We start from the raw sequence: 15,866 nt of genomic DNA, 5'->3' as shown, positions 1-15,866 counted from the left end.
GCTAGGAGCGGCGCGTGACAAGTCGATAGCCACCGTAAATCAACAGCGCTGCAAGGAAATTGACGAAGTAGGCAATGTCGGCGCCATGCCAAGCGGTCGCGACCGCGCCCTGGATCAGGGTGGTGTTCATGAACGGCATGGCCACCACGTAGGCAAGCAGGAACGCGAGCAGAGCGGCCACCGCGTCGCGGCGAACCGTGGGTTCGGCACTCGGGTCGATGCTGGTGCGTCCCCTGGTGCGGAGCATCCAATCCACCACGATCACCGCGACGAACGCCGGAATCCAGTAGCTGACCAAGAGCAGGACATCGGTGAACCTGGTCGCGGTGTCGGCGGCGTGCAGCCACAGGATCAGGCCGAACGCCAGTGCCGTCACGATGATCGCCGAGACCGGTCTGCGCACCCGCACGCCGATGGTCTGCAAGGCCAAGGAACCGCTGTAGTCGTTCATCACCCCCGACCCGATCGCCGCGAGCGCAATCACCAACAAAGCCAGGCCGCCGAGCAGACCGCCACCCATGACCGCGTGCACACCATCGGCCGTCTGCTCTCCGATGACCGATGCGGCCGCGATCCCGATGCCCTGGACGAAGACGTAGGCCGACACGATCCCGGCGAACGAATAGCCGAACACCTTCCACCGCGATGACTCCGTCGGGAGGTACCGACTGAAATCGGCGGCATAACTGGCCCACGAGATGGCCAGACTCAGAGCGATCGTGACCTCGAAAACGAAGGCACCGGCCAGATCCGCGCCGCCCGCCGTCGGCGCCACCACGATGTCGTGGCCGCTGATCAGTTTGACGGTGAACACGGCGAACGTGAGAAACAGGATGACGGTCAGCACTGCCTGCAGCCGGTGGATCAGCTCGTAGCCGAAGAAGCCGACGACGCCCTGGACGGCCAGCACGATCAGTACCGCGCTCCAGAACGGGATGCCCAGTAGCGCCGCGAGCGCCTCGCCGCCGAACAGGCCGACAAGTGCGTCCCACGCTATCGACGACCCCCACTGCAGGATGCCCGGCACCACCACCAGACCGCCGAAGGCCATGCGTGCGTTGGGAAGTTGTCCTGTCCCGGTACGGGGCCCCCACGTCGACAGGTAGGCCACTACGGCCGACCCCAGGACCGTGCCGATCACCATGGCCAGCAGTCCGAGCCAGAACCCCAACCCGAGGGTGATCGCCAATGTCCCGGTGAACACTCCGGTCATGTTCACCTGCGGCGCGAACCAGACCGTGAACAACCGGGCCGGATGTCCGTAGCGCTGGTCGGCGGCGAGCGGCGCGATCCCATGGGTCTCGACCGTCAGATCGCCCGCACCGGTCGGCCGGCGTCCGCTGAACGTTGACGCGTTGAGTGCGCTGACCCCGAAAGCCATTTGTCTATTCGACCACGTACCCGGTGTACGGGCGCGTGCCGCACCATGGCCATAATCGAGAAACACAAAGATTAGCTATGGATCGGAGCGGAAGTGGCGAGGACCGAAGCTGACCGGTCCGACTCCCCCGCGGTGATCGGCATGTCGCGCCGCCCCGGTGTCCTGATTGCCGGCCTCAGTCTGGTCGCCCTCACCGTCGCCGTCCTGCAGACCGCGGTGGTCCCGATCCTGGGCATCATCGCCCATCAGCTGAACACCTCCTCGGTTGCGGTCAGCTGGGCCGTCACCGCCAACCTGCTGGCGGCGGCGGCCTCGACTCCGCTGATCGGGCGGCTCGCCGACCTCTACAGCAAGAAGCGGGTCCTGCTGGGTGTACTGGTGGTCGTGCTGACGGGATCGGTGCTGGCTGCAGTCACCGCGTCGGTACCGCTACTGGTCGCGGCGCGCATCCTGCAGGGCGCCTCCTACGCGCTCTACCCGATCAGCATCGCGATCCTGCGGGAAGAACTCGCCGAGGATCGACTGGTCGGCGCGATGTCGGTGCTGTCCGGAACGCTGGGCTTCGGCGGCGGCGTCGGCCTCGTCGTCACCGGGCTCCTGATGTCCGGTGACGCCGGATATCACCGCGTCTTCTGGCTCACCACCGCATTCACCGCGGTCGTCATCGTGGTGGCGGTCTTGGTCGTGCCGAACCGCCGGCCCGAAGCCGGTGGCGCGATCGACTGGCTGGGCGCCGCCGGTCTGGCGATCGGTCTGTCGTCGGTGCTCTTGGCGATCACCCAGGGCAACGCGTGCGGATGGAGCCATCCGGGCACGATCGGTTTTCTGCTCGGCGGTGCCGGCGTGCTGGCCGGCTGGTGGTGGTGGGAACGACGAGCCGCCGATCCGCTGGTCTCGACCACGATGCTGGCCCGCCGACCCATCCTGCTCACCAACCTGGCCACCATCCTGGTCGGTATGGGTCTGTACTTCGCGTTCCTCGGCCTGACCCAGTTCGTGCAGATGTCGCGTGAGGCCGCAGGCTACGGATTCGGGGCCGGCGTGCTGCAGGCGAGCGTCTACTTCCTTCTCCCCGGCGCGCTCACCGGTTTCCTCGTGGCACTGGTCAGTGGCCGGTACATCGACCGGTACGGAGCGCGTCGGGTGCTGGTGGTGGCCGCTGTCGCGGGTATCGCCGGATTCGTCATGCTCGCCGTCGCACATGACCGGGCCTGGCAGGTCGTCCTGGCCGGTGTGCTGGCCAACGCTTACATCAGCCTCGGATACGGCGCGTTGCCCGCACTGGTGGTCAGCGAGGTGGACAACAGCGAGACCGGCATCGCCACGAGCATGAATGCGATTGCACGAACCATCGGTAGTTCCGTGGCGGCGGCGGTCGTGGCCGTGCTGCTCGGGCACCGGGCGGTGCCCTCGGAAGGCAGTTTCGTGACGATCTTCGTCGCCGGTGCGGTCACCGCGGCGTTGGCGATGGCCCTCATCGCGGTGTCCCGGGCACCGGACCGCCACGGCGACTCCGTGCACACCCTTTCCGAGTCCCGCGCGATGAACCACGAGTGGGGCTGATCCGTCTCAGTCGCCGGTTTTCGCGTCGCGACAAACCACTGAGCTGCGAAACTTGAGGCCGGCCAGTCGCTGCCGCTCCGGATCTTCGGCAGCCCACATCCGCCGCGGCCGTTGAGCCGCCACGCCATGGAATCACGCAGTCAAGGCGCTTCAGACGAAGGATTCCATTGAAAAATTGTTAATTCATTGCGGAAACGGTTGCGAAGGTCGGAACAATCGGCGATTGTTTACCGACAGCTTCCGCGGCTGCACTGGAGGAGGATTCCGCTGACCGGCCCAGAAATCACCGCCGTCGACAAGTCGACGGGACACGATGGCTCGCCACGCACCGGCGCGCCAGTCATAGAGATCGACCACGTCACGAAACGGTTCGGCGACTACCTAGCCGTAGCCGAGGCTGACTTCTCGATCGCCTCGGGTGAGTTCTTCTCGATGCTCGGCCCCTCGGGCTGCGGGAAGACCACCACGCTGCGCATGATCGCCGGATTCGAAAGCCCGACCGAGGGCGCAATCCGGCTGGAGGGCGTCGACGTCTCCCGTGTGCCACCGCACAAGCGCAACGTCAACACGGTCTTCCAGCACTATGCGCTGTTTCCACACATGACAGTGTGGGACAACGTCGCCTACGGGCCGCGCAGCATGAAGAAGGACAAGACCGAGATCAAACGCAGCGTCGACGAGCTGCTGGAAATCGTTCGGCTCACCGACTTCGCCAAGCGCAAGCCCGGCCAGCTCTCAGGCGGTCAGCAACAGCGCGTGGCCCTGGCCCGCGCCCTGGTCAACTACCCGAGCGCGCTCCTGCTCGATGAGCCGCTCGGCGCCCTTGATCTCAAACTGCGACACGCAATGCAGTTCGAACTCAAGCGGATCCAGCGCGAGGTCGGCATCACGTTCATCTACGTCACCCACGATCAGGAAGAGGCGCTCACGATGAGCGACCGGATCGCGGTGATGAACAACGGAAACGTGGAGCAGATCGGCAGCCCAACCGAGATATATGACCGCCCGGCAACCGTTTTCGTCGCCAGCTTCATCGGACAGGCCAACCTGTGGGCGGGCCGGCAGACCGGACGCTCCAACCGCGACTTCGTCGAGGTGGAGGTACTCGGCACCACGCTCAAGGCCAAGCCCGGCGATACCACCATCGAGCCCGGTGGGCAGGCCACCCTGATGATCCGCCCGGAACGGCTCCGCGTCTCGATGGATGTGCCCACCGGGGAGGTGGCCACCGTTCCCGCCACCGTCAAAGACCTGACCTTCCAGGGTCCGGTGCTCAGGCTTTCCCTTGCGGCGGCTGATGATTCGACGATCATCGCCCACGTCGGCCCCGAGCAGGAACTGCCCCTGCTGCGTCCCGGCGATCAGGTCCACGTGGGTTGGTCGCCTGACGCGTCGCGGGTGCTTCCGGCCGCGGATATCCCGACCACCGAAGATCTCGAAGAGATGCTCGACGATACGTAGGCACTCTCCACCCGCCGCCCCTGCCCGTGACCAAAAGCGTCCGAATTCACCGAAAGGCCGCCCATGCCTGAAAATATCGACCCCCGCCTGCTCGCCCGACTGACCGCGAACCGCACCTCGCGGCGTCGCTTCCTCGGTGGTGGCGCTGCGGCCGCCGCCGCATTCGCGCTGGGCCCCGCCGTGCTGGCCGCATGCGGGACAGGTGGCGAGGGTGGCTCCGCCGGGACATCGTCGGCCGCCCCCGACGATGGCTCGCCGGCCACCGGCAACGTGCGCATCTCGAACTGGCCGCTGTACATGGCCGACGGATTCGTCGCAGCGTTCCAGACCAAGACCGGCCTGACCGTGGATTACAAAGAGGATTTCAACGACAACGAGCAGTGGTTCGCCAAGGTCAAGGAACCGTTGTCCCGCAAGCAGGACATCGGGGCCGACCTCGTGGTGCCCACCGAGTTCATGGCAGTCCGGCTGGCAGGACTCAAGTGGCTCAACGAGATTCGGGACTCCCGCGTCCCCAACAAGAAGAATCTCCGCGAAGACCTGCTCAACTCGAAGGCCGATCCGGGCCGCAAGTACACCGCACCGTACATGACCGGCATGGTGGGCCTGGCCTACAACAAGGCCGCTACCGGACGCGACATCACCAAGATCGACGACCTGTGGGATCCGGCCTTCAAGGGCCGGGTCAGTTTGTTGTCCGACACCCAGGATGGGCTCGGCATGATCATGCAGTGGCAAGGCAACTCCGTCGAGGATCCGACCACCGAATCCATCACCAAGGCGGTCGATTTCATCCGCGAGCAGAAGGACAAGGGGCAGATCCGGCGGTTCACCGGCAACGACTACGCCGACGATCTGGCAGCCGGAAATATCGCTGTAGCCCAGGCATATTCGGGTGACGTCGTGCAGTTGCAGGCCGACAACCCGGACCTGCAGTTCATCGTGCCGGAGTCTGGCGGCGACTGGTTCATCGACACCATGGTGATTCCCTACACCTCGCAGAACGAGAAGGCGGCCGAGGCCTGGATCGACTACGTCTACGACCGGGCGAACTACGCCAAACTCATTGCGTTCACCCAGTTCGTGCCGGTGCTGTCCGACATGACCGACGAGCTCGCCAAGATCGACCCCAAGCTGGCGAGCAACCCGCTGATCAACCCGCCCGCCGACGTCCAGGCCAAGCTCAAGTCCTGGCCGGCGCTCACCGACGAACAGACTCAGGAGTTCAACAGTCTGTACGCCGCAGTGACCGGAGGCTGACGCCGATGGCAGGCGTGGCCACCAGTAGCCGGCAGCGGAGCAAGATCGCCCCGTATCTGATGATCCTGCCGGCGTTGGTGTACCTCGGAATCTTCTTCGTGGTGCCGTTCATCTCGCTGGCACGCACCTCGTTGTCGACATCCGGCGGTTCGGTGTACCTTCCGACACTGGAATTCGACTGGAACTTCGGCAATTACGCACATGCGTTCAGCGAGTATCAGGACCAGATTCTTCGGACGTTCGGCTATGCCTTGGTGGCGACTCTGCTGTGTGCGCTGCTGGCCTTTCCACTGGCCTACGTCATCGCCTTCAAAGCCGGCCGATACAAGAACCTGATCCTCGGCCTGGTGATTCTGCCCTTCTTCGTCACCTTCCTGATCCGCACGATCGCCTGGAAGACGATTCTCGCCGACGACGGTGTGGTGGTGAGCGCGCTCGGGTCCATCGGACTGCTGCCCAGCGAGGGACGGCTGTTGTCGACCAGTTGGGCCGTGATCGGCGGCCTGACCTACAACTGGATCATCTTCATGATCCTGCCGCTGTACGTGAGCCTGGAGAAGATCGATCCCCGCCTGATCGAGGCCTCCAAGGACCTGTACTCCTCGAACGCCCGCAGCTTCACGAAAGTGATTCTGCCGCTGTCGATGCCAGGGGTACTCGCCGGAAGCATGCTGGTGTTCATCCCCGCTGCGGGCGATTTCATCAATGCGGACTACCTCGGCAGCACGCAAACCACCATGATCGGCAACGTGATCCAGAAGCAGTTCCTGGTGGTCAAGGACTATCCCGCGGCAGCCGCACTCAGCATGGTGCTCATGGCGATCATCCTGGTCGGCGTACTGCTGTACACGCGGGCGCTCGGTACGGAGGATCTCGTATGACGTTGACCGCGATGGCCGACGCCACCAGTCCGGCTGAACCGAAAGTAGTCAAAGGCTCACCACGATGGGGTGACTGGGCACTGCGGATTGTCGCCGGCCTGGTGTTGCTGTACCTGTTCCTGCCGATCTTCGTGATCGTAATGTTCTCGTTCAACAGGCCGGCAGGCAAGTTCAACTACACCTGGCAGGGGTTCACGCTCGACAACTGGGCGCACCCGTTCAAGTACCCGGCGCTGACCGACGCCCTCAAGCTGAGCTTGAACGTCGCAGCGGTATCCACCGCCATCGCACTGGTGCTCGGCACCCTGGTCGCCATCGCCCTTGTGCGCCAACGCTTCCGCGGCCACAAAGCGGTCGATACGTTCCTGGTGCTCCCGCTGACCGCGCCCGAGGTCGTGATGGGCGCCTCCCTGCTGACCCTGTTCCTCGACCTCGGCTGGGCTGCGGGCTACACCACGATCCTCGTCGCCCACGTCGCATTCGAGGTCAGCTTCATCGCCATGACGGTGCGGGCCAGAGTCCGCGGGTTCGACTGGACACTTGAGGACGCGTCAATGGACCTCGGTGCCAGCCCGACCAGAACGTTCTTCAGAGTGACTCTGCCGCTGATAGTTCCGGGTATCGTCGCCGCGGCCATGCTGTCGTTCGCACTCTCGCTCGACGACTTCATCATCACCTACTTCGTCAGCGGCTCCACCGTCACGTATCCGCTGTACGTCAATGCGGCGGTCAAGGCTGCGGTGCCGCCGCAGATCAACGTGCTGGCCACAGCCATCCTGGTGATCAGCTTGCTGCTGCTCGTGGCCGGAACGCTGTACCGGCGCAAACGGATCGACGTCTCCTGATCAGGAGGCGTCGAGCTGCACCGTGACGGCCACCTTGCCCCGGCCGTCACGGTGGGCGACCGCGTGCCCCGTGCGATCCTTGCCGTCCAGATTCCGCAAGGTGAGCGGTCCCCCCTCGCCGAGGAAGTTGCGCCACCAGTTCTTGCTGTCCGGCGCCATCACGTGGATGGTCACCTGATCGCCGTCCCGCTTTACCGAAACCGGGGTTTCGAACCACTGACCCGACCGCCGCCCGGTGTAACCGATCACCACCACACCGTGACCGATCCATCGGCCGAACACCGGTACCCGGGTCAGGCCTACCGCTGCCGCATTGAACCACCGCGAGACCGGGGAATTGAAGACTCCACCGCGTGCCATTGGCGCCAGCGTAGCCGGATCAACCGATCTCGGCAGGGACCGGTGTGGAGCGCGCACCCGTGCGAGCTGCCCCGATTCCCGCCGCCACCACCAGGCAGATACCGATCACCGCCGCCGCGGCCGGAGCCTGATGGAGCAGAACGAAACCGACCAGCATCGCGAAGGCGGGCTCCAACGCCATCAGCGTCCCGAACGCCGCCGTGCTCAGATACCGCAACGCGGACATCTCTAGGGCGAAAGGAACCACCGGCAGCAGGATCGCCAGCCCCACACCGATCAGCAGTAGCTGCGGGGTCAGCTGGGGAAATACCGACGGCCCCACCACCGCGCTGCCGACCAGACCGGCCACCGGCATCGACACCCCCAGTCCCTTGATACCGGCCACCTCATCGCCGACCCGCTGCGTCAGCAGGATGTAGCACGCCCAGCACAGTGCGGCGCTCAGTGCGTAGAGCACACCGATGAGGTCGACGTCGCCCGTCCACGGCTCGGTGAGCAGGACCACCCCGGCGGCCGCCAGCCCGGGCCACAGAATCCGATTGCGGCCTTTCCCGTGCGCGACGGCCACCCCGAGCGGCCCGAGGAATTCCAGCGCGCTTGCCGTGCCGAGCGGGATCCGGGACAGGGCCGCCATGAAGAGCATCGTCACCCCGGCGGTGACCACGCCGAGTGCGACGCAGGTCCAGAATGCCGATCTCGTGAACGCCGAGGGGCGTGGTCGCACGATGACGAGCATCAGGACGCCCGCCCACGCCAGGCGCAGCCATGCGGCACCCTCGGCGCCGATGTCATCGATCAGGCCGACGGCAACCGCCAGCCCGATCTGTACGCAGAGCATGGAGGCCATGGCCATCAGCGCGCCGGTGCGCGCAGGATGTCCGGTCTTGCTCACAAGTCGTTCCCCTTGGGGACAACAATATTGGCCAGAACCATGCGAAGGAACGGGCGGTAGACCGCTTGGTCGTCGACAAGGCTGTTGAGCGTGACGCCGTCGTTGGCGGCCAGAATGACCCGGGCCAGGTCCAGCGCCGGGATGCTCAGATGGCCGCCCAGGCGGGCGGCACCCTTGGAGATGTAGTCGGCCAGCGCGCGGACCGTCTCCTCACGCTGCGCAGCCACGCGCTCGCGCGCCTCGGGGTTACGCAGCAGGAACAGCGTGTACTCGGATCCGAGGACGGCACGGTCAGACCCCTCGGCGGCCACCAGATCTCGCCAGCGGTCGCCGAGTTCGTCGGCGTCGAGATCCTCGAGCGCGTGGAACGTTTCGATGATGTCGGCGAATCCGTCGAGGAATTGTTGGCGCTGCCGTTCGATCACCGCGAGGAACAGTTCGGCCTTGCTGCCGAAGTGGGAGTAGATGGCACCCCGGGTGTATCCCCCGACTTCGGCGATGTCTTCGAGTGCGGCGCCGTCAAACCCTTTGCGCGCGAATACCTCTTCGGCAGCATCCAGCAGGACGTTGCGCGTGTGTTCCAAGCGGCGTTGCTTCGTCCAGCGTTCGGCCATGACCCCATCCTGTCAAACGTTAGCCAGCGGGTGTGGCGGTGTCTGCCTGCCGCGGCGACCACCGCTGCTCGGCCGGCCGGAAGTGCTCGGTGAATCCGGCCGAGGCCAGACTTCCGCAGGCTCTCAGTGCCTGCTCTTTGAAGGCACGGGCGGCCATGCTGAGGCGATGCTGAAGCGCATCGTCGCTGCTGACCTGCCGGCCGGAGCCGTCGTGCGGCGAGCTGTGGGAAACGGGCGGAACACAGCGATAGGTCTGGTGCCGTGGGCGCTCCGCCGCCGAGCTCAGAGAATGGCCGACCCGGACCAGCGTTGTCCCGGTGTCGGCGAACTCGGCGTCCAGGACCCCGATACGGGTCTCGGCGCCGAGAATCTTCAATGCCGGCGTCCCGACCGTTTCCGGTAGCCAGACGACGACCGCCCAACCCCCGAGTGCTCGGTCGCAGATGAGTCCGCCGGCCCAGATCACCGCTTGCTCTGCGCTTTTGGCCAGAACGTCCAACTGAGCCCGCACCAGAACACCTCCACGATCGCTGCGGCTTGTCCCATAGATATTCATACTTGTATTGCAGATACGTCAATGTATAGTAGTGATCGCAGTCACATGTGAGGACGTTCTGTTCTCCAACCACGCCTCGCAACCCCGATATCGAATGAGGAGGTCAGCCCGTGCAGACAGCACGCCCCGGCAATTGGGTCGACACCGCCACCAAGCTGGACGACATCGCGCCCGATGCCTATCGGATGCAGATTCCCACCAGTCGCTATGTCGCGCCGGAATTCGTTGCCCAGGAGCGTGATTCGATCTGGAAGAAGGTGTGGCAGGTGGTCGGCCGGGTCGACGAGTTGACCAAGGCCGGCGATTGGAAGCAGTACCAGATCTTTGATCAGTCCTACCTCGTGGTGCGGGGTAAGGACGAGAGGCTTCGCGCATTTGTCAATGCCTGCCGACACCGCGGCAACGTGCTGTGTCGCGAGGCCCGCGGGAACGCCAAACGTGGCTTTCTCTGCCAGTACCACCTGTGGTCCTACGACCTCGACGGCCGACTCAAGGGCATGCTGCGGGAGGCGCTGGCCGGGCCGATCGACAAAGAAACCCACGGCCTCATCGAGGTCTCGGTGGGAACCTTCGCCGGGTTCATCTTCCTCAACCCTGATCCGAATGCCGGACCTCTGGCGGACTTCATCGGCGAGGAGGTCGCGACGATGCTGGCGCCGTATCACCTCGACGAGATGGTGACGGTGATGGACGTGACCGAGGCCATCGACTGCAACTGGAAAGTCGTCCTCGATGCCTTCCAGGAGGGCTACCACATCGACGGCATCCACCCGCAGTTGCTGCGGGTGATCAACATCGACCCCGCCACGAGCCGGTACCGGTTCTTCGAGCAGCACAGCGTGTCGATGGCACCGTTCGATGTCGTCGGAGCCACCCCGGAGCAGCAGGTCGACGGCATCATGGATCTGCCCGAGACCTTCCCGTCGACGGTGGCGGTGCTCCCCCGGTTCCAGGAACTTGTCGCCGAGTACCGCGCCGACGATGGCTCGTTGAACTTCCCCGACGGCATCACCGCCCGCCTGCTGCTGCAGCGGGCAACGCGAGACACCCTGACCGGCATGGGACTTGACGTCAGCGAGCTGACCGACGCCCAGATGAGCGACAACCACGGCTGGGTGTGGTTCCCCAATCTCTTCATGACCATCCGGGCCGGCGAAGCCACGATCATCATGTCGCTGCCGCACCCGGACGGTGATCCCAACCGCTGCATCTGGCATGTGGCCAGCTATATGTGGCTGCCGGACGAGATGAAAGCCGCCTTCACCGCGGAACCGATCGTCGTCGACGAGGCGGGCAGCTACAAGTATTTCGAAGCGCTGCAACAGGATTACGAGCAGATGCCACGTCAGCAGATCGGGTTGCGCAACACCGCCCTGCAGCACATGGCGTTGGTCAAGGAAGAAGTCGTCATCGCCCACTTCCATTCGGTCGTCGACAAATATCTGGCAGCAGCCGGCTCCTGACGCGTCCCATCGCCCATCCGACCACAGAACAGGAATTCCACCGTTGAAAGATGTCAGCGAAGTTGTCGACGACTACACCGGTCGATGCCGCACCGTGGTGCAGTATGCGGTCACCACCAAGCAACTGGTGGGCGCCGCCAAACAACCCGGCTTCGGGACCGAAGGGTGGGCCCCGCTGGCCGACTTGGTCGCCGTCGACGAGTTTGAACGCATCGGCAATTTCAAGGAGGTCATGAACTGGGAGCAGTACATCGACTTCATGACGAACTGGGCCGCCGCTTCGGAGTGGGACGGCTTGTTCAAGCGCGTCAGCGAAGTCGACGGCGTCGTGTTCCTCGAACTCGAGGAACGCACCAAGATTGGCGACTTCGAGTCAGTGGTCAACTCGATCTCGGTGTACGAGTTCACCGCCGACGACAAGATCCGCCACATCGACCTTTACCTGCAGATGGCGTTGCCGAATACCGAGATGCTGACCAGCTATGAGGGCGTGGCGATCTCGGAGTGACGGTGAAGTTCGCCCGTTGATCACGGTCCTGACACCTTCCGATGCCACCGTGTCCATGTGCGGAGCGAACCGCGCCGGGTTACGCCGGCCGAGCGATTCCACCAGATGTGCGTCGCGGTGGTGCGGGCCCTGCCCGCACCACTGAATTCTCTTGTGGCTCCGACATTCCTCGGTTTCGCGTTGATCAACACCTTCACCTTCGGGGTCGACCTGATGATCCTGACATTCCTGCACGGTGGGTTCCGGGCGTCGCTCCCGGTCGCGGTGACGGTCGGATACGCCGCGGCTTTCGGCCTGGCCTACTACCTGAACCGGACTCTGAACTTCCGCTCGCACGCGGCGGTCGGTCCCCAGCTGACGGTGTACGTGGTCGTAGTCGTGGTCAACTACCTGGCATTCATCCTGGGCGTCTCCAGCGGGCTGGCAGCCGTGGGGGTCGAGTACCACCTGGCCCGGGTCGTCGCCGGAGGATGTGAGGCGGTGTTCATGTACACCGCCATGCGATGGGTGGTGTTTCGGTGAGTTCACCCATCGACGACGACCTCGACCAATACATCTGTCACCGCCGTGATGGCGGTACGGGAAATCACCTCGTAGCCATGCGTACTCAAGGTCGGCAGACACAGCAGTCCCGCCTGGGGCGACAGCCCTGAGGCTTTTGTGTGTGACGCATCGGACTCGAAGGCGCCGAGCACCGCCGCCTGCGGCGAATATCCGAGATCCCGTGCGATCGCACACAGGCGATCGGCGACACCCTTGTCGTATACGCACTGCGCGTCGCTGTACGCCACGATCGGCCCGCCGGTGACCGTGGTGCCGTACTCCGCTTCGGTCGGGCCGACGTCCACCGCGAGCGTGAGATCCCCGGGCACGGTCCGGCAGGCGTGGGCCGCGCCTACCCCGCCGACCTCTTCGTTCGTCGTGAACACCAGGTACAGGTCGCCGGCCGGACGCCGACCGGTGTCATTCAGCCGTCGGGCCAGCAGGATCAGGGCGAGTACCGCGGCACGGTCGTCCATGAAATAGCAGCCGAAGTAGTCACCCACCTCGATGAGCTCACGCTTGCTGCGGTCGATACACACCCGGGTGCCCGGTCCGATACCCGTCTTGGCCAGCTGGTCGGGCTCCATGCCGGTGAATACGTAGACATCCGGCCAATCCAGTGCCTTGTCGCCCTGGTCGGGCTTGGTCTGCCAGACGTGCTGGGTTTCCTGTGTCGTGTGCTCCGAGCCCAATGCGAGGACCCCGCACAGGGTTTCGTCGTCGCCCAGAATCGCGACGGGGCCCAGACCGAAATTGGCCGGGTACATCGTGCCCAGCGGGGTCAGCCGCAGTGTGCCGTCCGGCTCGATCCGCTTGACGAGCATGGACAGTTCATCGAGATGGGCCAGTATCCGGGTGGTTGCGGCGCCCGGCTTCGCCCCCTTGATCAAGGCGACGAGGTTGCCTGCGGCATCGGTCGAAAGTTCGTCGACGAGGTGTTCCAGCTCCCGGCGGCAGACCTCGCGCACCTGGTCCTCCTGACCGCACGGGCCATAGGCCAGCAAGAGCTCCTGCAACAGCGCACGTTCGAACCCGTCATCCAGCCCGGCCATGTCTGCTCTATTGCCGCTGCGGCCGGGCTGGAAACCTCGGTGCCGGTCAGGCGGTCACCTCGGTGCGGTGCGATCCGGGAACGGGTCGTTGTTGAAATCGATCTGAGCCGCCGGGTTGCTGATCGCGGTGACGAGGCCGGTGCCGAACGACCCGGCACTGTCGTACAACGTCGAGGCGCCGACCGCGATGCCGTCGGCGGCCCGATGCGAGTCCGCCTCCACGCCGATCCACTCGTCTCGCGGGAGCCGCGACAGCGCGACCGTGAGGTCACCGTTGATGTAGCCGACGCCGGCGGTTCCCAGGTTGGTGACCAGGCTGGTGCCCTCGGCCGCCATCGCCGCCCGCACAAAGGGCGAATTCGGGTGGCCCTGCACCACGGTGATGGTGCGGTTCATGAATCGCTTACGCGACGCGTTCTGATGGTCGGCGATGGCGCGACTCCAACCGCCGGCATCGCTGCCCATGTATGTCGTCCGATCTCCGTCGAGCACGGCGGGCGGTTCGAAGCCGGCCGGCGAGATCCATTCCTCACCACGCGGCGGTTCACTCAACCGGTATTGAACCAACGTCGCCCGCGCGACGGTGACGCCGTCCTGGACCAGTTCGCACTCGGAGTTGCGGACACGCCTGCCGTCGCGGAGCAGCGCCACCTTCGTCGTCGTCGGCAGCCCACGGGCGGCCTTGAACAGGTCGACCGTCAACCGAGCCGGCAGAAATTCGGGCAGGCCGAAGGCTGACTCCAATGCCCGGGCGGCCAGGCCGACGAGCGCCGGGCCGTTGAGATGATCCTGACCCCAGTGGCTCTGGGCAAAGCGGGTCGGCTGGAACCGGTCCTGCTCGGACTGCACGAAATGGGCGTCAACCTCGGTCATCGGCGAATCGTCGCATATGGGCTAACTAATTTGGACGGCGGGGATCACGAAGGCCGCCGGGCACCCAGCCAACGCTGCTGGAGCCGGATGAAATGCGCGTCGACGACGGCGCCGTGGCCGGGAACGTAAATTCCGTCCTCCCCGCCCGCGGCCAGCACCGCCTCCAGGGTGACCGGCCAGGATTCGAGGTCGGAGTCGGCGTCGATGACCGGGTCGCCGGACTGTTCGACGAGGTCACCACAGAACACGACCGTATGCCTGTCCGGCACCGTGACGATCAGATCGTGGTTGGTGTGGCCGGCACCGGGGCGGCAGATGCTCACGGTCCGGCCACCGAGATCGATCTCTCCACCGGTCACCTCATGCACGGACTCCGGCATTGCCGCGATGGCCCGGTCGACGTCGTCGGGGTCGGCGCCGTAGCGGACCGCGTCCTCGCGCAAAAGCGACCGGCCATTTGTCATGGCAGCGGCAACTTCTGGTGCACCACAGATGTCGGCATCCTTGAACCAGGAGCAACCGAGGACGTGGTCAAAATGGTTGTGCGTCAGGACGATATGCCTGACCCGATGACCTGTGAGCACCGCGACATCGGCCTCGATGCCGCGTGCCTCGGCCAAAGTCGTACCGGCATCGATCAACAAAGCATCGGTGCTGCCACTGACCAGACCGACGGTCACGTCCAGGAAGGGCAGGCGCGTGCGCCACACACCCGCCCCCAACTGTTCCCACTCGTAGTTCACAGCCCCGTGCCGGCCAGCGGATCCACCCTGCGAAGCTACTCCTATGCGCCGCCTCCTGTCCTTTGCCTGCGTATTGGCCGCGTTGGGCGCCGGCACCACTGTCCCGTCGGCGAGTGCCGCCTGTCTGACCGGATCGGACTGCGACTTTTCGGAGCGCCTGGCCGCTGCCGACGCCTACTTGGCGACCCGCCCGGGCACGGTCGGGTACGTCCTGCGTGACCGCACCACCGGCGCGGTCTACCGAAATGCACACGCCGGCGAACAGGTGTGGACGGCGTCCACGATCAAGCTGGCCATGGTGGTCGACCTGCTGACCAGGCAACGGGCCGGCACCGTCACGCTGACCGATTCGGACCGGGCGCTGATGGCGGCCATGCTGCACTCCTCTGACGACGATGCGGCCGACACCCTGTGGTCGCGGTACAGCGGCGCCGATCACCAGGCGTTCAACGCCGACTTCCCCGCGTACGGGCTGACCGGGCTGCAACCGCAGCGCGGGTTCAGCAGGACGTTCCCGTACTGGGGCTTCCAGAAGGCCACACCCGAGGATCTGGATCGGTTGATGACCTACACGCTGACCAGCCTGACCCCGGCCGAGACGGCAGACATCGTCGATGCGCTCCAGCACGTCGACGCGAACCAGCAGTGGGGCGTCTGGGGCGCCGGCGCGGCGATGAAACCCGGCAACAAAGACGGCTGGTCACTCGAACAGGGCGGCTGGGTGGTCAACAGCGTAGGTTTCGCCGGACCGCAGCAGCGCTACACGCTGGCGATCATGAATGCCCTCGGCGACCAGGGCGATTACGACGACGGGGTTCAGACCACCACGCATCTCAGCGAGGTACTGCTGGCCGGGCGACGCTGACCTGAC

At 65.0% G+C, this 15,866-nt stretch carries 17 protein-coding genes; 9 read left to right on the top strand and 8 right to left on the bottom strand.

The features are described from left to right. Nucleotide 1: 1 nt before the first annotated feature. Entirely contained in the window at nucleotides 2-1,381 is a 1,380-nt protein-coding gene (locus AC4ELS_RS02405; RefSeq protein ID WP_463806839.1) for a purine-cytosine permease family protein, read from the bottom strand. A gap of 141 nt (nucleotides 1,382-1,522) precedes the next feature. Between AC4ELS_RS02405 and AC4ELS_RS02400 the strand changes: the two genes are divergently transcribed. The 5 genes from AC4ELS_RS02400 to AC4ELS_RS02380 all read left to right on the top strand — a co-directional run bounded on the left by AC4ELS_RS02400 (nucleotide 1,523) and on the right by AC4ELS_RS02380 (nucleotide 7,391). After that, nucleotides 1,523-2,944 (top strand): MFS transporter, encoded by a 1,422-nt coding sequence (locus AC4ELS_RS02400; RefSeq protein WP_499045740.1) that lies wholly within the window; start codon nucleotides 1,523-1,525, stop codon nucleotides 2,942-2,944. Nucleotides 2,945-3,226: 282 nt separating this feature from the next. Next, nucleotides 3,227-4,405 (top strand): ABC transporter ATP-binding protein, encoded by a 1,179-nt coding sequence (locus AC4ELS_RS02395; protein WP_499045738.1) that lies wholly within the window; start codon nucleotides 3,227-3,229, stop codon nucleotides 4,403-4,405. A gap of 63 nt (nucleotides 4,406-4,468) precedes the next feature. Further along, the gene (locus AC4ELS_RS02390; protein ID WP_064881487.1) at nucleotides 4,469-5,665 is read left to right on the top strand and encodes a polyamine ABC transporter substrate-binding protein; all 1,197 of its coding nucleotides are present in this window, start codon (nucleotides 4,469-4,471) and stop codon (nucleotides 5,663-5,665) included. A 5-nt stretch (nucleotides 5,666-5,670) separates the two neighbouring features. Continuing rightward, nucleotides 5,671-6,546, top strand: coding sequence for an ABC transporter permease (locus AC4ELS_RS02385; protein ID WP_448447339.1), 876 nt, complete (start codon nucleotides 5,671-5,673; stop codon nucleotides 6,544-6,546). Further along, a complete protein-coding gene (locus tag AC4ELS_RS02380; RefSeq protein WP_064881491.1) occupies nucleotides 6,543-7,391 on the top strand; it encodes an ABC transporter permease in 849 nt (282 codons plus the stop codon). The genes AC4ELS_RS02385 and AC4ELS_RS02380 overlap by 4 nt, the downstream gene beginning before the upstream one ends. On the opposite strand, the gene AC4ELS_RS02375 is transcribed toward AC4ELS_RS02380, so the two are convergent. From AC4ELS_RS02375 to AC4ELS_RS02360, 4 genes are read right to left on the bottom strand one after another with little or no spacing between them, the layout of a single operon-like run. Continuing rightward, nucleotides 7,392-7,751: a PNPOx family protein gene (locus AC4ELS_RS02375; RefSeq protein ID WP_499045638.1), complete on the bottom strand. Its 360-nt coding sequence runs from the start codon at nucleotides 7,749-7,751 to the stop codon at nucleotides 7,392-7,394. A gap of 19 nt (nucleotides 7,752-7,770) precedes the next feature. Next, a complete protein-coding gene (locus AC4ELS_RS02370; protein WP_463793550.1) occupies nucleotides 7,771-8,604 on the bottom strand; it encodes an EamA family transporter in 834 nt (277 codons plus the stop codon). 35 nt (nucleotides 8,605-8,639) lie between these two features. After that, entirely contained in the window at nucleotides 8,640-9,257 is a 618-nt protein-coding gene (locus AC4ELS_RS02365; protein WP_448447335.1) for a TetR/AcrR family transcriptional regulator, read from the bottom strand. Between the two features lie 19 nt (nucleotides 9,258-9,276). After that, nucleotides 9,277-9,768, bottom strand: coding sequence for a hypothetical protein (locus AC4ELS_RS02360; RefSeq protein ID WP_064958685.1), 492 nt, complete (start codon nucleotides 9,766-9,768; stop codon nucleotides 9,277-9,279). Nucleotides 9,769-9,923: 155 nt separating this feature from the next. Here AC4ELS_RS02360 and AC4ELS_RS02355 point away from each other — a divergent pair, with 155 nt between their 5' ends. The 3 genes from AC4ELS_RS02355 to AC4ELS_RS02345 all read left to right on the top strand — a co-directional run bounded on the left by AC4ELS_RS02355 (nucleotide 9,924) and on the right by AC4ELS_RS02345 (nucleotide 12,306). After that, on the top strand, nucleotides 9,924-11,276 hold the full coding sequence (locus tag AC4ELS_RS02355; protein WP_498883283.1) for an aromatic ring-hydroxylating oxygenase subunit alpha: 1,353 nt from the start codon (nucleotides 9,924-9,926) through the stop codon (nucleotides 11,274-11,276). Nucleotides 11,277-11,310: 34 nt separating this feature from the next. Beyond that, on the top strand, nucleotides 11,311-11,784 hold the full coding sequence (locus AC4ELS_RS02350; protein ID WP_499045734.1) for a hypothetical protein: 474 nt from the start codon (nucleotides 11,311-11,313) through the stop codon (nucleotides 11,782-11,784). A 105-nt stretch (nucleotides 11,785-11,889) separates the two neighbouring features. Then, nucleotides 11,890-12,306, top strand: coding sequence for a GtrA family protein (locus AC4ELS_RS02345; protein WP_498883330.1), 417 nt, complete (start codon nucleotides 11,890-11,892; stop codon nucleotides 12,304-12,306). 2 nt (nucleotides 12,307-12,308) lie between these two features. Here AC4ELS_RS02345 and AC4ELS_RS02340 read toward each other — a convergent pair whose 3' ends face one another. From AC4ELS_RS02340 to AC4ELS_RS02330, 3 genes are read right to left on the bottom strand one after another with little or no spacing between them, the layout of a single operon-like run. Beyond that, nucleotides 12,309-13,379: a M20/M25/M40 family metallo-hydrolase gene (locus AC4ELS_RS02340; protein ID WP_499045636.1), complete on the bottom strand. Its 1,071-nt coding sequence runs from the start codon at nucleotides 13,377-13,379 to the stop codon at nucleotides 12,309-12,311. A 54-nt stretch (nucleotides 13,380-13,433) separates the two neighbouring features. After that, entirely contained in the window at nucleotides 13,434-14,252 is an 819-nt protein-coding gene (locus AC4ELS_RS02335; protein WP_498883281.1) for an acyl-CoA thioesterase domain-containing protein, read from the bottom strand. A 44-nt stretch (nucleotides 14,253-14,296) separates the two neighbouring features. After that, nucleotides 14,297-14,995, bottom strand: coding sequence for an MBL fold metallo-hydrolase (locus tag AC4ELS_RS02330; RefSeq protein WP_499045634.1), 699 nt, complete (start codon nucleotides 14,993-14,995; stop codon nucleotides 14,297-14,299). Nucleotides 14,996-15,038: 43 nt separating this feature from the next. On the opposite strand from AC4ELS_RS02330, the gene AC4ELS_RS02325 reads away from it, so the two are divergent. Then, a complete protein-coding gene (locus tag AC4ELS_RS02325) occupies nucleotides 15,039-15,860 on the top strand; it encodes a serine hydrolase (protein WP_463793400.1) in 822 nt (273 codons plus the stop codon). The last annotated feature ends 6 nt before the right edge of the window (nucleotides 15,861-15,866 follow it).

This window comes from Mycobacterium shunyiense (genome assembly GCF_058270035.1).
This window is presented reverse-complemented; position numbering and strand designations above follow the sequence as displayed.

What these genes read in the sequence shown, in the direction of transcription:
- AC4ELS_RS02405 (WP_463806839.1), bottom strand. Translation starts at nt 1,381, where the DNA reads ATGGCTTTCGGGGTCAGCGCACTCAACGCGTCAACGTTCAGCGGACGC.
- AC4ELS_RS02400 (WP_499045740.1), top strand. Translation starts at nt 1,523, where the DNA reads ATGTCGCGCCGCCCCGGTGTCCTGATTGCCGGCCTCAGTCTGGTCGCC.
- AC4ELS_RS02390 (WP_064881487.1), top strand. Translation starts at nt 4,469, where the DNA reads ATGCCTGAAAATATCGACCCCCGCCTGCTCGCCCGACTGACCGCGAAC.
- AC4ELS_RS02385 (WP_448447339.1), top strand. Translation starts at nt 5,671, where the DNA reads ATGGCAGGCGTGGCCACCAGTAGCCGGCAGCGGAGCAAGATCGCCCCG.
- AC4ELS_RS02380 (WP_064881491.1), top strand. Translation starts at nt 6,543, where the DNA reads ATGACGTTGACCGCGATGGCCGACGCCACCAGTCCGGCTGAACCGAAA.
- AC4ELS_RS02375 (WP_499045638.1), bottom strand. Translation starts at nt 7,751, where the DNA reads ATGGCACGCGGTGGAGTCTTCAATTCCCCGGTCTCGCGGTGGTTCAAT.
- AC4ELS_RS02370 (WP_463793550.1), bottom strand. Translation starts at nt 8,604, where the DNA reads ATGGCCATGGCCTCCATGCTCTGCGTACAGATCGGGCTGGCGGTTGCC.
- AC4ELS_RS02365 (WP_448447335.1), bottom strand. Translation starts at nt 9,257, where the DNA reads ATGGCCGAACGCTGGACGAAGCAACGCCGCTTGGAACACACGCGCAAC.
- AC4ELS_RS02345 (WP_498883330.1), top strand. Translation starts at nt 11,890, where the DNA reads ATGTGCGTCGCGGTGGTGCGGGCCCTGCCCGCACCACTGAATTCTCTT.
- AC4ELS_RS02340 (WP_499045636.1), bottom strand. Translation starts at nt 13,379, where the DNA reads ATGGCCGGGCTGGATGACGGGTTCGAACGTGCGCTGTTGCAGGAGCTC.
- AC4ELS_RS02335 (WP_498883281.1), bottom strand. Translation starts at nt 14,252, where the DNA reads ATGACCGAGGTTGACGCCCATTTCGTGCAGTCCGAGCAGGACCGGTTC.
- AC4ELS_RS02325 (WP_463793400.1), top strand. Translation starts at nt 15,039, where the DNA reads ATGCGCCGCCTCCTGTCCTTTGCCTGCGTATTGGCCGCGTTGGGCGCC.